The organism is Holophagales bacterium, from assembly GCA_016719485.1.
Lineage (GTDB): Bacteria > Acidobacteriota > Thermoanaerobaculia > UBA5066 > UBA5066 > UBA5066.
Genome location: JADJZB010000009.1, coordinates 174,986 through 190,115, shown reverse-complemented (window position 1 = coordinate 190,115; position 15,130 = coordinate 174,986). Strand labels below are relative to the sequence as shown.

At 70.4% G+C, this 15,130-nt stretch carries 9 protein-coding genes; 7 read left to right on the top strand and 2 right to left on the bottom strand.

The features are described 5' to 3' along the window. The first annotated feature begins 66 nt into the window (after positions 1-66). From IPN03_08500 to IPN03_08480, 5 genes are all read left to right on the top strand, one after another. Entirely contained in the window at positions 67-1,704 is a 1,638-nt protein-coding gene (locus IPN03_08500) for a radical SAM protein (protein MBK9373756.1), read from the top strand. A gap of 197 nt (positions 1,705-1,901) precedes the next feature. Continuing rightward, entirely contained in the window at positions 1,902-2,597 is a 696-nt protein-coding gene (locus IPN03_08495) for a M23 family metallopeptidase (protein ID MBK9373755.1), read from the top strand. Positions 2,598-2,778: 181 nt separating this feature from the next. After that, entirely contained in the window at positions 2,779-4,206 is a 1,428-nt protein-coding gene (locus IPN03_08490; GenBank protein MBK9373754.1) for a DEAD/DEAH box helicase, read from the top strand. A 131-nt stretch (positions 4,207-4,337) separates the two neighbouring features. After that, positions 4,338-5,522 carry an SPFH domain-containing protein gene (locus IPN03_08485; GenBank protein ID MBK9373753.1) on the top strand — a complete coding sequence of 395 codons (1,185 nt, stop codon included), beginning with the start codon at positions 4,338-4,340 and terminating at the stop codon, positions 5,520-5,522. Between the two features lie 27 nt (positions 5,523-5,549). Beyond that, positions 5,550-6,662 carry a zinc ribbon domain-containing protein gene (locus tag IPN03_08480; protein ID MBK9373752.1) on the top strand — a complete coding sequence of 371 codons (1,113 nt, stop codon included), beginning with the start codon at positions 5,550-5,552 and terminating at the stop codon, positions 6,660-6,662. A 129-nt stretch (positions 6,663-6,791) separates the two neighbouring features. Here the strand turns inward: IPN03_08480 and IPN03_08475 are convergent, their stop codons facing one another. Continuing rightward, on the bottom strand, positions 6,792-8,897 hold the full coding sequence (locus IPN03_08475; GenBank protein ID MBK9373751.1) for a S46 family peptidase: 2,106 nt from the start codon (positions 8,895-8,897) through the stop codon (positions 6,792-6,794). A 144-nt stretch (positions 8,898-9,041) separates the two neighbouring features. Next, a complete protein-coding gene (locus IPN03_08470; protein ID MBK9373750.1) occupies positions 9,042-9,830 on the bottom strand; it encodes a hypothetical protein in 789 nt (262 codons plus the stop codon). 81 nt (positions 9,831-9,911) lie between these two features. On the opposite strand from IPN03_08470, the gene IPN03_08465 reads away from it, so the two are divergent. After that, the gene (locus tag IPN03_08465; protein MBK9373749.1) at positions 9,912-11,954 is read left to right on the top strand and encodes a sulfatase-like hydrolase/transferase; all 2,043 of its coding nucleotides are present in this window, start codon (positions 9,912-9,914) and stop codon (positions 11,952-11,954) included. 179 nt (positions 11,955-12,133) lie between these two features. Next, entirely contained in the window at positions 12,134-15,058 is a 2,925-nt protein-coding gene (locus tag IPN03_08460; protein MBK9373748.1) for a carboxypeptidase regulatory-like domain-containing protein, read from the top strand. The last annotated feature ends 72 nt before the right edge of the window (positions 15,059-15,130 follow it).

The window sequence follows — 15,130 nt, the reverse complement described above, 5'->3', positions numbered from 1 at the left end:
GGGCCCCGGATCGGGCTTTCCGGCGGGGCGGGGTAGCATGAGACGTCCTCGCAGGACATCCGCATCATGATCCGCCGTCGCCCCGCTGCCACCCCCGCTCCCGCCGAACGGCGCCAGAAGCTCCTCTCCGCCGAGCGGGCGACCGAGACGTTTCACCGGAAGGGACGCCACCGGGTCGCGCTGGGATTTCCGAACTCGTACGAGATCGGGATGTCGAACCTGGGGTTCCAGTGGGTCTACCGCCTCTTCAACCGCGAGGAGGACGTCTCGTGCGAGCGGTTCTTCTTCGACGCGGAAGACCTCGGCCGGCGCGGGCCGCGGACGCTCGAGAGCGAGACGCCGCTCGCCGCCTTCCCCCTGGTCGCGTTCTCCATCTCCTGGGAGATGGACTACGTCCACTTTCTCCGCATCCTCGCCGCCGCCCGCATACCGCTCGACCGCCGGGATCGGACCGACGACGACCCGATCGTCCTCGTCGGCGGCGACTGCGCCCGGATCAACCCTCTTCCGCTCACGCCCTACGTCGACGCCTTCACGCTGGGGGACGGCGAGAAGCTCGTCCCGGGCATCGCCGAGGTCCTCAGGGCCAGCCTCGCGCGCCCGGCGGCGCTCGAGCGGCTCGCCGCGCTCAAGGGCCTCTACGTTCCGGCCGTCCACGGCGACCGGGCCGAGGCGGCGGACGAGGGAAAGGTCGTGGTCGACCAGTTCCGCGCAGCGGAAGGGGCGACGCGCGAGCCGCCGCACACGACGATCCTGACGCCGCACACGGAGCTGTCCGACAAGCTCCTCATCGAGGTGGCCCGCGGCTGCTCCGAGATGTGCCGCTTCTGCTGGGCGGCCTATGCGATGGCCCCGCAGGTGCGGATCCCGGCCTCGAGCATCCTCGCCGTCGCCGAGCGCTGCCGGCCCCTCACCTCGCGCGTCGGCCTCATCGCGACCGCCGTGGCCGACCACCCCGAGATCCTCCCGATCCTCAACGGCCTCTCGGGGCTCGGGTACCACATCGCCCTCTCGTCGATCAAGATCGACGCGCTCTCCGAGGAGCTCCTCGCGATCCTCGCCCGGCAGGGGGAGAAGTCCCTCGCCATCGCCCCGGAGGCGGGCAACGAGCGGCTCCGGCGGGCGATCAACAAGAAGGTCTCCGACGAGATGCTCCGCGAGAAGGTGCGGCTCATCGCGAAGGCGGGCTTCACGAACCTGAAGCTCTACCTGCAGGTGGGTCTGCCGGGCGAGACGGAGGAGGACGTCGACGACCTCGTGTCGATGGTCGACGACCTGCGCCTCGTGATGCTCGAGGAAGGGCGCAAGCTCGGGCGGCTCGGGACCCTCGTCCCGAGCGTGAACGCCTTCATCCCGAAGCCCCACACGCCGTTCGAGACCGAGGTCCTCGAGGACCCCGACGAGCTGGCGCGCAAGCTGAAGAAGCTCGACGCCGCCTTCCGGAAGATGCCGAACGTGACCTTCCGCGGGATGCCGGTCACCGAGGCGATCTGGGAGGCCTACCTCGCCAAGATGGGCCTCGAGTCGGGGCCGATCCTCGCGCAGGCGGCGGCGGGGACGCCGGTGAGGACGCTCGTGAGGGAGCACCGCGAGACGCTCCTCGCGGTCGCCCGGCCGAACGCACGCACCGATGCCGCCCGGCGCGGGGTCTTCGACCTCGCCTCGCGCCAGGCATCGCCGTGGGGGTTCATATCAAAGTCGTAAGGCGTTCCGCCCTCGCGGCGTTCCTCGCCGCGGCCACGGTGTGGCCGGGCTTCGCGAGGGCCCAACCCGCGACGCCCCAGGCCGGGCAACCCCCGAACCCGCAGCCCGTCGTCGCCCTTGCCACCGTACCCGAGGCTTCGGCGGCTCCCGCTGCGGATGTCGTCCCCGGTGGCGTCGTCCGGTGGGCTGACGAAGGGATCACGCGTTGCGGCGACGCCCGCGAGACGTGGAAGCCCCTCGCCGGGGCCTGCTACTACCCGGTCGACCTGGGGCAGGCCGAGGGAACGCTCGCCGTCTTCCGCGAAAGGGCCCAGCGCCGCGAGACGGCCACGCTCCGCGTCCTCCCCCCGCCTTACGCCGAGGAGAAGCTCGAGGTCGATCCCGGGAAGGTCCACCTGTCCAAGAGGAATCGCCTCCGGGCGGACCGTGAGCGGGAGGTCGTCGTTCCGCTCTTCTCCCTCAGGACGAATCCGGCCTTCTCCCTCCCCCTCGGTTCCCCGCTGAAGAACGCCCCGCCGCCCCGGAACTTCGGAAGGCGGCGGGTCTTCAACGGCGAGCCGCGCTCCGCGCACGGCGGCGCCGACTACCGGGCGAAGACGGGGACGCCCGTTCTCGCGGCCGACGCGGGGCTCGTCGTCCTCGCCGCCCACCACTTCTTCGCCGGCAGGAGCGTCTTCGTCGACCACGGCGGGGGCCTGATCTCGACGTCGATGCACCTCTCGCGCATCGACGTGAAGGCCGGCCAGAGGGTCAAACGAGGCGATCGCCTCGGCCTCTCCGGCGCCACCGGCCGGGTCACCGGCCCCCACCTCCACTTCGGCCTGAGGTGGCGCGGTGCCCGCGTCGACCCCGCCCTCCTCCTCGGCGACCCCTCCGCCCTCCCCTCCCCGTAGAACCACCCCAGTTCCGTGCCAGGCGTGAAGTCGTGTATTGTTTTCAACAATACACGACTTCACGCCTGGCACGGTGTGAGTTGGCGCCGGCTCCGGGAGCGCGGGGTGCTTTACTTCGCCGGAGCTCCGTGAAATCATGGTCGGTTCGCGCGGCTACGGGCCGCCGGAAAGTGAACTCGGAATGCCCTTCTCGTCTTTCGGTCTCCACCCCGACCTCCTCCGCGGCGTCAAGGAGCTGGGCTTCACGCGGCCCACCCCGATCCAGAACGACGCGATCCCTCCCGCCCTCGCCGGCAAGGACCTCCTCGCCTGCGCGATGACGGGGAGCGGCAAGACCGCCGCCTTCATCCTCCCGATCCTCCACCGCTTCATCGGGAAGCCGCGCGGCGCCACGCGCTGCCTGGTCATCACGCCGACGCGCGAGCTCGCCGCCCAGATCGACGAGCACACGCGGGAGCTGGCCGTCCACACGTCCCTCACGAGCGCTTCCGTCTTCGGCGGCGTCGGCATGGGGCCGCAGGAGCACGCCTTCCGCGCCGGAGTCGACATCATCGTCGCGACCCCGGGCCGGCTCCTCGACCACTTCCGTTTCGGCTACGCGAAGCTCGACAAGCTGGAAGTCCTCGTCATCGACGAGGCCGACCGGATGCTCGACATGGGCTTCCTCCCCGACATCAAGCGCGTCCTGAGGCACCTCCCCGCCAAGCGCCAGAACCTGCTCTTCTCGGCGACGATGCCCGGCCCGATCGCCGAGCTCTCCCGCGACATCCTGCACGCCCCCGTGACGATCAACATGGAGCGCAAGTCCGCCCCGGCCGTCGGCATCACGCAGGCGGTCTACCCGGTGGCCCAGGAGCTGAAGTCGCAGCTCCTCCTCGAGCTCCTCTCGCGGGGCGAGATCCGGAGCGTGATCGCCTTCACCCGCACGAAGCACCGCGCGAACCGGCTCGCCGACTTCCTGAAGAAGCACAACGTGGCGTGCGAGCGGATCCACGGCAACCGGTCGCAGGCGCAGCGCACCGAGGCCCTCGCCGGCTTCAAGCACGGGAAGTACCGCGTCCTCGTGGCGACCGACATCGCCGCACGCGGCATCGACATCGAAGAGCTCTCGCACGTCGTGAACTTCGACGTCCCGCACGTCCCGGAGGACTACATCCACCGCGTCGGCCGGACGGCCCGGGCCGAGGCGACGGGCGACGCCTTCACGTTCGTCGCGCCCGACGAGGAGGGCGACCTCTTCGCCATCGAGCGGGCCGTCGGCAAGCGCCTCCCGCGCGTGACGCTCCCCGGCTTCGACTACACGAAGCGGCCGGCGGAGCGCCTCGAGATCCCCATCGCCGAGCGGATCGCCCAGATCCGTGCCCAGAAGGCCGGCGAGAGGGCTCGCGCGAAGGAGAAGGCCGACCGCCGCGGCCAGACCGAGGCGGAGATGAAGGCCCGCATCGGCGAGAAGGCGCGGCGGCAGGTCGTCGCCGGCGCCCCTGGCGGCCGCCCCTCGGGCCCGCCCCGGCCCTCCGCCGGCCCGCGGCCCGGCATGCGTCCCGGCGGACCTTCCGCCGGCGGCCCGCCCCGCCGTCCGGGCGGCCCGCCCCCCCGCCGGAACGGCTGAGACACGACGAGGAGGGCCGGCGAAAGCCGGCCCTCTTTCCTTGCCCCGGGCCGCCGGGGCCCCAACCCTTCCGTGCGCCGCTGCGTATCATCGCGCTAGACTCGTCCCTCCCCGGGACCAGGAGGAGAAGAATGGGCCTGCTCGACAACATCAAGCAGCAGATTGGCTCGCAGTTCATCGAGATCATCCAGTGGCTGGACGAGTCGGACGACTCGCTCGTCTACAGGTTCCCGGTCTACAACCAGGAGATCAAGATGGGCGCGCAGCTGACGGTGCGCGAGAACCAGGCCGCCCTCTTCATCAACGAGGGGAAGGCCGCCGACCTCTTCGGGCCGGGCCGGTACGAGCTCTCCACGCAGAACGTCCCGATCCTGACGACCCTGCGCGGGTGGAAGTACGGCTTCCAGTCGCCGTTCAAGGCGGAGATCTACTTCTTCAACACCCGCACCTACACCGACCTGAAGTGGGGGACGACGAACCCCGTGATGATGCGGGACACCGACTTCGGGATGATCCGCATCCGCGCCTTCGGGACCTACGCGATGAAGGTCGCCGACCCGAAGGTCTTCTTCAACACGATCGTCGGGACGCAGGGGCTCACCACGACGGACGAGATCACCGGCCAGCTCCGGTCGATCATCCTCTCGAAGCTCTCCGACGCGATCGCCGAGTCGAAGATCCCGGCGCTCGACATCGCGGCCAAGTACGACGAGCTGTCGGCCTTCGGAAAACAGAAGCTCGGCCCCGAGTTCGGCGGCTTCGGCCTCGAGCTCTCGAAGTTCTTCATCGAGAACGTCTCCCTCCCCGAGGAGGTCGAGGCCGCGATCGACCAGCGGACGAAGCTCGGCATCCTCGGCGACAAGATGGGGCAGTTCACGCAGATGCAGGCGGCCGAGGCGATCAAGATCGCCGCGGCGAACCCCTCCGGCGGGCTCGCCGGCGCCGGCGCCGGCCTCGGCGCCGGGATGGCGATCGGCGGCGTCATGGGACAGGCGTTCCAGCCGATGATGCAGCCGCAGGCGGCCCCGCCCGCCACCGCGGCGCCCGCGCCGCCGCCCCTCCCGGGCGGGGCCGCTCCCCCGCCGCCGCAGGCCCCGGTGGCGCCCCGCTGGTCTCTCGCCATCGACGGCAAGACCTACGGCCCCTACACCGACGAGGCGCTGAAGCAGATGATCGCCGCCGGGCAGGTCGCCCCGTCGACGCTCGCGTGGCACCCGGGCGCCGCCGGCTGGGCGCCGGTCCAGACGTTCCCCGGCTTCGAGGGGACGAACCCAGGGGTCGCGCCCCCGCCGCCCCCGCCGCCCCCGGCCCGCTGACGGGGGGCGTCCATCGCCCGTCCCGCCATGCCGCCGACTCCCTCTCCCCGCCCGGAAACGGGCGGGGATCCCGTTTCCGCGAAGGCGCGCAAGTTCCCCTGCGGCGCGTGCGGCGCGGACGTCGTCTGGCATCCGGGCGCCGCGGCGCTGAAGTGTCCCTATTGCGGCAGCGAGACCGCCCTCCCCACATCCTCCGACCAGGTCGTCGAACGTCCGCTCGAAGAAGCGCTGAACGCGCCCCGGAGCCTCGGCTGGGGAGCCGAGCGCAAGAGCGTGAAGTGCACGAAGTGCGGCGCGACGACGACGTTCGACCCGGGCGTCTCCGCCTCCCGCTGCGCCTTCTGCGCGACCCCGGCCGTCGTCGAGGCGCCGACGATGTCGGACCACGTCCGCCCGGCCGGCCTCCTCCCGTTCGCCGTCGACCGCAGCGCCGCCTCGAAGAGCTTCCGGAGCTGGGTCGCGGGCCTCTGGTTCCGGCCGAACGACCTGAAGGAGAAGTCGTCCGTCACGGCGATGCAGGGGGTCTACGTCCCCTTCTGGACATTCGACGCCCTCACGCACAACCGCTGGACGGCCGAGGCCGGGCACACCTACACGGTGCAGGTCCAGGCGCTCGTCAACGGGAAGACCGTGATGCGCTCCGAGACCCGCATCCGATGGGTGCCCGCGGCCGGCTTCCTGGAGAAGGCGTTCGACGACGTGCCGGTTCCCGCGTCGAAAGGCCTTCCTCCCGGCCTCGCGCGGGGGATCGAGCCGTTTCCAACGGGCGGGCTCGTCCCGTACGACCCGCAATACCTCTCGGGGTTTCTCGCCGAGGAGTACGCCGTCGACCTGCCCGACGCCGTGGCCGCCGCGAAGGAGCGGATGACGCACGAGATCTACGCCGCCTGCGGCGCCCAGGTGCCCGGCGACACGCACCGGAACCTCTCCGTCTCGACGGCCTGGTCGGGAGTGACGTGCAAGAACGCCCTCCTCCCGCTCTGGATCTCGGCCTACGAGTACGCCGGCAAGCCCTTCCGTTTTCTCGTCAACGGCGTCACCGGGAAGGTGGACGGCAACGCGCCGTTCTCGGCGGTGAAGATCGCCCTGGCCGTCGCCGCCGTCATCGCCGTCCTGGTGCTGTTCTCGAAGCTGTCCTGAGAGGGCTTCCAGCGCGCGTTCCGGGGGTCCGGCGGGCGCACGGCAACACGCCCCCCGACGAGTGCGGCCCGCGCCCCCGAGGGGGACGCGGGCCGCTCGTCGCTACGAGGAAGACGGAGAGAGACCCGTCTACTTGATCCCGACCTCGTCGAGGAGGTGCTTCGCCCCTTCCACGGCGTCCCAGACCCAGAGGAGGTAGCGGCTGTCGACCTGGATCGACCGCGTCTTCTCCGTGTCGAAGAGGAAGTCGGAGGCGACCGTCTCGAGGGTGCCGTCGAAGAGGAGGCCGACGAGCTCGCCCTGCGAGTTGAGGACGGCCGAGCCGGAGTTGCCGCCGGTCGTGTCGACGTCGGACATGAAGTCGACCGGGACGTCGCCCAGCTTCTCGTCGAAGTAGGGGGACTTCTTCCCGGCGCGGAGCGCCTTCACGGCCTCGAGGAGCCGGTCCGGAGAGTCGAACTCGCCCTCGCCCGTGTGCTTGTCGACGACGCCCTGGAGGGTCGTCTGGGGGAGGTAGCGCATACCGTCGCGCGGGTCGACGCCCATGACGCGGCCGAACGTGACGCGCAGAGTGGAGTTCGCGTCGGGCGGCACGAGACCGCCGCCCTGCGCGAGGAGGGCGCGCATGTACTGCGGCCGCAGGCGCGAGCGCTTGCCGTCGTTCGCCTTGTCGCGCTCGCGGTTCGCCTCCATCACCGGGTGGAGGGCGACGGCGAGCTGGACGGCGGTGTCCTTCGTGTCGACGATCTCCTTCGTCGACTTGTCGAAGAGGCCGAGGCGGAAGTCCTTCTCGGCGAGCTTCGTGCCGGCGTAGAGGGCGTCGAGGTAGGTGTCGATCTTCTTCGCCGCGTCGTCCTTCGCCATGCCCGCCGAGAAGCCGACGAGCGTGTCGAGCGGGGCGATCCGCTGGTCGGCCGGCAGCGCCGCCGCGCCGAGGAGCGCGTAGCGGAGCATCGGGCGGTCGATGCGGTGGTCGTAGGTCCTCTGCATCCGCTCGAGGCCTTCTCTCATCCGCGTCCAGTTGCGCTCCTGGTAGGCCGGGTCGCGGTCGACGTCCTTCTTCGGGCGCTCGAGGGAGAGACGGTGGAGGTTGTCTGCGGTGCCGAGGAGGGTCGAGCCGAACGAGATCGTTCCGAGCGCCGTGTCCCGCTCGCGCGTCTTCAGGCTCTCGGCCTGCATCGCCGCGAGCTCCGCGAGGACCGGGCCGTATTCCTTCTGGCGCCCGGGGTCGGCGGCGATCCACGCCTCGAGGGCCTTCTGCTTCTCTTCCTTCCGGGCGAGGATCCCGCCCTTCAGGAGCCCGGCGAGGACGCCGTCGTTCTTCTTCATTCCGTTCTGGAGGCCGCGCATCCGCGGCTCCGCCTTGATCTCGAGCTCCTTCTGCCCCTTCGTCGTCTCCTCGAGGAGGGCGATCATCTCCCTGCTGCGCTTCACGGACTGGGGGAGGGCCCACTGGGTCCGGTCCTTCACCTCGGCGAAGGTCTCGTGGCGCTGGGTCCGGCCGGGGTAGCCGGCGACGAAGATCAGCTCGCCCGGGCTCGCACCCTTCGGGGAGACCTTCAGGAAGTGCTTCGGCTTGTACGGGACGTTCTCCTTGGAGTAGGAGGCGGGCTTGCCGTCCTTGCCGACGTAGGCGCGGTAGAAGGAGAAGTCGCCCGTGTGGCGGGGCCACTGCCAGTTGTCGGTCTCGCCGCCGTAGTTGCCGATTCCCTGCGGGGGGGCGTAGACGAGGCGGACGTCGTTGATCTCGAGCTGGCCGATCTCGAAGTAGCGGAGCCCCTCGAAGAACGAGGCGACCCGGCAGCGGAGGCCGTCCTTCTCGCAGGCGGCGGTCCGCTCCTTCACCCGGCGCTCGATGACGTCGTAGCGCTTGCGGTCCGTCAGCTTCGGGTCGATCTTCCCGGTGATCTCGTCGGTGACCTCCTTCACGGAGACCGTCACCCAGACGCGGGACCCGGGGCCGTTCGAGAGCTCCTCCTCGCGCGTCCGCGCGAGGTAGCCGTCGACGATGAGGTTCTTCTCGGGGGTCGAGTTGTACTGGAGCGACCCCTGCACGCAGTGGTGGTTCGTCGCGATGAGGCCGTCGGGGGAGATGAACGACGCGCTGCAGCCGCCGAGCGAGACGACGGCGTTCATCGGGAAGCCGGTCAGGTCGGCCCAGATCTTCGCATCGCCCGTGAAGCCGAGCTCCTTCAGGCGGGGGGCGAGGTCGGGGATCTGCTGGGGCATCCACATCCCCTCGTCGGCAGCGACGGGGAGCGTGACGCAGAGGGCCGCCACGAGGACGACGGTGAAACGGAGCGCTTTCTTCAAGTGAGATCCTCCCTCCGGATTGGCCGGACCCTCGATTATCGCGCGGGGACGCGCGGGCGGCACTCCTCAGGACCGTGTGACAGAGCGCCCCAGTCGCCGCAGCGTCTGGGCCGGGTCGTTCGTCAGGACCGCGTCGCACCCGAGAAGGCGATAGAGCCACAGCCGGCCGTCGGGCGCCGGGTCGAGCGGCGCCACGGCCTGGCCCCGCCGGTGGGCGAGGGCAACGTAGAGCGGGTTGACGAGGAGGAGCGGCCAGAACGGGCCGAGAAGCTCGACGCCCCGCGCCGGCCGGGACTCCTTCAGCGTGATCCAGCCGGACGGGAGCCCCGGCGCCCCGAGCCGCGTCGCGTCGAGGCGGGCGCGGGAAAAGGAGAGGACGACGCTCCGGCCGAGGACGCCGAGCGCGGCGAGCTCCTCTCCCAGCCGGCGCCCCACCCGAGGATCGAGGAAACGGTCGCTCTTCAGCTCGAGTGCGAGGCCCCGGTCGGGCGGCAGGAGCGTCGCGACCTCGGCGAGGGTGGGGATCCGCTCCGCGGCGAACACCGGCCGCGAGCAGGAAGCCGACAGCGCCTTCAGCTCTGCGAGCGACCGGGCCTCGACAGCTCCCCGTCCGTCGGTGGTTCGGTCCAGCGTGCCGTCGTGGATGCACACGAACACCCCGTCGGACGAGACCCAGAGGTCGGTCTCGAGGATGTCGGCGCCGTCTTCCAGCGCGCGCCGAAACGAGGCGAGCGTGTTCTCCGGGCAGGCGACCCGGTTCCCGCGGTGCGCCATGACGTATGGCTTCTCCCGACCCGGCAGGGAGAGCGAGAGACCGGGCGGGGGGCTGTGGCGGCCCGGGAAGCGAGACCTCATCCGCAGGCGATTCTGTCAGGCCCGCAGGAAGAGGCCGCCGGCCAGGATCGGGCATCGCGGTCGACTACACTTCCCGGCCTCATGGTCCAGGGCGGCCGCTTCCACCTCCGAATCGTCACGGCCGCAGCCCTCGCGCTCGCGTTCGGCTGCGCCCGCGAGGCCGAGCGAGCCGCACCGCCGCCGCAGCGCCCGTCGCTGCTCCTGGTCACGCTCGACACCACGCGGGCCGACGCGCTCGCGCCCGAGTCCCACGCCGCGACACCCGGTTTTGCCGCCCTGGCAGCCCGCGGGATGCGCTTCAGCCAGGCCTACGCGGCCGCACCGACGACCCTGCCGTCGCACGCGTCGATGCTGACCGGCCTCACCCCGGCCGGTCACGGCGTCCACGAGAACGGCCGCCGGCTCGGGGACCACGTCCCGGTCGTCGCCGAACGCCTGCTCCAGCTCGGCTACGGCACGGCCGCCTTCGTCTCGGGGTATCCGCTCGAGCGTCCGTTCGGGCTCGCCCGGGGGTTCGAGCGCTACGACGACGCGTTCGGAGCGGGCAAGGTCGAGCGGAGCTCGCGCGAGACGACCGACCGCGCGCTCGCCTGGCTTTCGGCCGGCGATGCGCGGCCACGCTTTCTCTGGGTTCACTATTACGATCCGCACGAGCCGTACGCCCCGCCGGAGCCCTTCCGCAGCCGCTTCCCGGCGGATCCCTACCAGGGCGAGGTCGCGGCCATGGACCACGACCTGGCGCGCCTGCTCGCGGCGTTCGAGACCGGCCGGGGCGGGCGCTCGGTGCGGATCATCGTCGCCGCCGATCACGGTGAAGGGCGCGGCGATCACGGCGAGATGCTGCACGGCAACCTCCTCTACCAGGGCGTCATGCGGGTCCCGCTCGTCCTCGCCGGCGACGGCGTCGAGCCGGGGACGCGCTCCGATCCGGTGAGCCTGCGCCAGATCCACGCGACGCTCCTCGGCTGGGCCGGAGAGAAGGCCGAGGGAGGGCTTCTCTCCCCCGCCGACGGACCCGTGCTCGGCGAGGCGATGCAGCCGTTCCTGAACTACCGCTGGCAGCCGCAGGTGATGGCCGTCGCCGGCCGCCACAAGCTGATCCTCTCGGGGCGCCTCGAGCTCTACGACGTCGTCGACGATCCGCGGGAGGAGCGCGACCTGGCCGGGCTCGTGACGCCCGACCGGGCGCTCGTCCGCGCCGTCGCCGCGTACCCGCTGCCGGGACAGGGCGGCGCCGTCACCCCTTCGACGCCCCTCGCAGAGGAGGAGCGCCGGCGGCTCGCGAGCCTCGGATACCTCGTCTCGGGGGAGACGCCGAAAGCGGTGCCCGCCGGCGCGCCCCGCGCCGCGGACATGACGGCGCTCTTCGGCGACCTCGACGCCGCCTCGCTCGCCTTCGGCGACGAACGCTGGGCCAGGGCCGCCCAGTCCTTCGAGCGCATCCTCGCGCGCGACCCCGGAAACCTGATGACGGCCGTGCGCCTGGCGGTCTGCCAGTCGATGCTCGGCAGGGAACGGGCCGCACTCTCCACGTTCGACCTCGCCAGGCGCATCGACCCGCGCTCGATCGAGGTGCGCCACTACCTCGGCATGCACCACCTGAAGGAGGGCCAGTACGACCTGGCCGCCGGGCACTTCGAGGCCGTGCTGGCCGCTCAGCCCGACCGCCTGGCGGCGATCGAGGGGCTGGCCCAGGTCCGGGCCCGCCAGGGACGGCTCGCCGAAGCGGCAGAGCTCCTGACGCGCGCCGTGCCGCTCTCCGGCGATGCGGGCACGCGCCTCGCCGAGGTCGGTCTCCTGCGCATGCAGCTCGGAGAGACCGGGCCGGCGATCGGGGCGCTCGAGCAGGCTCGGGACCTACAGGGATCGAGCTTCCGGCGCAGTCTCGAGCTCGGCGTGCTCTATCTCGCGGCCCGCCGGCTCGACGACGCCCGGGCCGCCCTCGATCGCGTCCCGCCCGACCACCCGGAGGCGGCGATGGCGCTGTTCAAGCGGGCGCAGGTCAGCGTGCTGCTCGGCGAGCCCGACAGCCGCGAGCGCATCCGTGCGGCGTGGGCGCGCGCCGACCCGGCCACCCGGCGGCTCATCGCCGACGAGCGGCTGTTCTCCGGCCTGCTTCCCTGAAACCCACCCGCGCGGCGCCCGACGCCGTCGCGGGGCTCCAGGCTTTCGGAAACGCCTTCGTCGGCCCGTAAAGAGACGAATTCCCGGTGCTAGACTTCGTCTCTATTTCCCGTCCGTTTTCTCGGTTCGATCTGTTTCGCGCCCATCGGCGCGACCGCTAGAGAGGGAGGAGAGACGACATGAAGTGGCTCCTGAGGGCATTGCTGGTGGTTCTCATCGCGACACCAGCGTTCGGTCAGCAGACCGGAAGCATCGTCGGCAAGGTCACGATGGCCGACGGGTCGACCCTGCCCGGGGTCTCCATCCAGGCGACCGCGAACGTGCTGCCGCAGCCCCGGAACACCGTTTCGGGAAACAACGGCGAGTTCCGCCTCCCGCTGCTGCCGCCCGGCAAGTACGAGGTGACGTTCACGCTTTCGGGCATGGGGACCGTGAAGCGCGCGGCCGACGTCGTCCTGCGCCAGGACACGATCGTCAACGCGTCCCTCGCTCTCGCATCGCTCAAGGGTGAGGTCACGGTCGTGGCGACGGCGAGCCTTCTCGACACCGAATCGTCCGCGCTCAAGGCCGCGGTGACCGACTCGGTGATCAAGGCCCTGCCGGTCGGCCAGGACTACCGCGACCTCGTGAAGCTCGTCCCCGGCGTCCAGTACACCGAGGATGGCACGCGCGGACCGAGCGCCGGAGGCAGCGGCCAGGACAACACCTACGCCTTCGACGGCGTGAACGTCACCCTGCCCCTCTTCGGCACGCTCTCGGCCGAGCCGTCGTCGCACGACATCGAGCAGGTCGCGGTCGTGAAGGGGGGCGCCGACGCGACGGACTTCAACCGCTCCGCGGGCATCTCGATCAACACGGTCAGCCGATCCGGGACGAACGCCTTCCACGGCAGCCTCTCCTACCAGATCCAGCCCGAGAGCACGGTCGCCAAGCGCGAGACGACCAGCGCCTCCGTGTTCGACGAGGACAAGAGCTGGGCGGTCGCCAACATCGGCGGTCCGATCGTCAAGGACCGGCTCTTCTTCTACGGGTCCTACTACCGCCCGGAGAGCACGCGCGAGAACCGCGCCAATCTCTACGGGGACGTCCCGGACGACTACGAGAACTCGCGAAACGAGTTCTTCGGAAAGCTCACGTACGCGCCGGCCGCGTCGATCCTCCTCAACGGCTCGTACCGGACCTCGGACCGCGAGGAGAAGAACAGCGTGGCGGGCGAGGCCTATGCCGCCTCGACCAGCAACGGCTACGAGGCGAAGCAGAAGATCGCGATCCTCGAGGGCTCCTGGATCATCAACGACCGCAGCTACGCGACGGCCAAGTTCACCGACTTCCGGAACCCGAACCAGGGAAGACCGGACACCGCGCTCTCCCTCGCGCCGTCGCTCGACGGCAGCGTCAACATCGACCCCATGGCGCTCGACAGGATGGGGCTCGTGACCATCCCCGTGCCGGTGACCGGCCAGACGGCCTACAACGCCTTCATCGCCCCCATCATCAACCGGTACGGGTACGTCCAGGACGGAGTCAGCAAGGGCGGTGGCCGCGTGGGCGGCGGGTCGCAGTACGACAACGACGACTTCTACCGCCAGAGCTTCCAGCTCGGCTACGACGTCTCCTTCGGCAAGAAGGTGACACACAACGTGCACGTCGGCTACCAGTACTCCAAGGACCAGGAGGACCTCTACCGGACCTCCAACGCCTGGGGGCTCGTCACCGTGCCCGGCGGCCGCATCAACTGCCCGACGGCCGCCACGGCCTGCGCCGGGAGGCCGGTCTACTACCAGGCGCAGGTGCAGCAGCAGGGCATCCTCGACGTCCCCACCATCAACTCCCAGTACGTGTCGCACAACATCGAGCTGAACGACTCGATCCGGTGGTCCAACGTCACCGTCAACGTCGGCCTCCTGATGAGCAACGACCTGCTCTACGGACAGGGCCTCCGGGAGAAGGACGGCACCGTCTCGGGGTTCGAGGTCGCCCAGGGGAACAAGTACCAGATGCACGAGATCGGCTTCGGGGACGCGCTCCAGCCGAGGCTCGGCATCGTCTGGGCGTACAGCGGAGCGAACACCGTCTACGGGAACTTCGCCCGCTACGTCCCGACGGCGGGCTCGCTGCCGCGCGCCGCGTCGTGGGCGCGCAACTCGGCGGTGACGGTCAACGCCTACTTCGACGCCGACGGCAAGTTCATCGGCTCCACCCCCGAGGCCGGCTCATCGGGCAAGATTTTCGTGGACGGCCTCGACCCGCGCAAGACCGACGAGTACATGATCGGCACGACCAAGGACCTCGGCGGCGGCTGGAACGGCCGCATACACGGCCGCTACCGCAAGTCCGACAACTTCTGGGAAGACACCAACAACGACGCCCGCCTCCTCTACAACCCGCCGGAAGGGATTCCGCGGGAGCTCTACATCCCGAACCTGGCCGCGATCCGCAATGAGATCGGCGGGTCGTCGTACGTCATCGCCGCCCTCGACGGCGCCTTCACGAAGTACTACGAAGCGGGCCTCGAGGCCGAGTGGCGCGGCCGCAACGCCTACGTCCGCGGCTCGTACGTCTGGAGCCACTACTACGGCAACTTCGACCAGGACAACAGCGCCGGCAGCGGCACGGGAAACGACAGCAACATCTTCATCGGCTCGTCGAACATCGGCGACGGCGCCGGCCGCCAGCTCTGGAACTTCAAGTACGGCGACCTCCGCGGCGACCGCCGGCACCAGTTCAAGGTCTACGGCTCCTACACCCTTCCCTGGAAGAGCTCCGTCGGCGCGTACGCCATCTACCAGTCGGGCCAGCCGTGGGAGTACCACAGCTACGAGCCGTACATCTCGCAGACGACGAGCACGAGCGACTCCAACCGCTACGCGGAGCCGGCCGGCTCGCGCACGACCGACGATCACTACCAGCTCGACCTGAACTTCACGCACGCCTTCCCGATCGGCGACACCTTCCGGATCGAGGCCCGCGTCGACGTCTTCAACATCTTCGACAACCAGACGGGGTACAACGTCCAGGACAACGTCCACACGGCCAACCCCGGGACGTATCAGACCTTCTACGACCCGCGCCGGTTCCAGTTCGCCCTCAAGCTCGAGTTCTAGCCGGCACTCGCCACCAACTTTCGGGGCCCGCGGAGCGATCCGCGGGCCCTTTCTCTTTCCCCGGGTCCGCGC

What these genes read in the sequence shown, in the direction of transcription:
- IPN03_08500 (MBK9373756.1), top strand. Translation starts at nt 67, where the DNA reads ATGATCCGCCGTCGCCCCGCTGCCACCCCCGCTCCCGCCGAACGGCGC.
- IPN03_08490 (MBK9373754.1), top strand. Translation starts at nt 2,779, where the DNA reads ATGCCCTTCTCGTCTTTCGGTCTCCACCCCGACCTCCTCCGCGGCGTC.
- IPN03_08485 (MBK9373753.1), top strand. Translation starts at nt 4,338, where the DNA reads ATGGGCCTGCTCGACAACATCAAGCAGCAGATTGGCTCGCAGTTCATC.
- IPN03_08480 (MBK9373752.1), top strand. Translation starts at nt 5,550, where the DNA reads ATGCCGCCGACTCCCTCTCCCCGCCCGGAAACGGGCGGGGATCCCGTT.
- IPN03_08475 (MBK9373751.1), bottom strand. Translation starts at nt 8,897, where the DNA reads ATGTGGATGCCCCAGCAGATCCCCGACCTCGCCCCCCGCCTGAAGGAG.
- IPN03_08470 (MBK9373750.1), bottom strand. Translation starts at nt 9,830, where the DNA reads ATGAGGTCTCGCTTCCCGGGCCGCCACAGCCCCCCGCCCGGTCTCTCG.
- IPN03_08465 (MBK9373749.1), top strand. Translation starts at nt 9,912, where the DNA reads ATGGTCCAGGGCGGCCGCTTCCACCTCCGAATCGTCACGGCCGCAGCC.
- IPN03_08460 (MBK9373748.1), top strand. Translation starts at nt 12,134, where the DNA reads ATGAAGTGGCTCCTGAGGGCATTGCTGGTGGTTCTCATCGCGACACCA.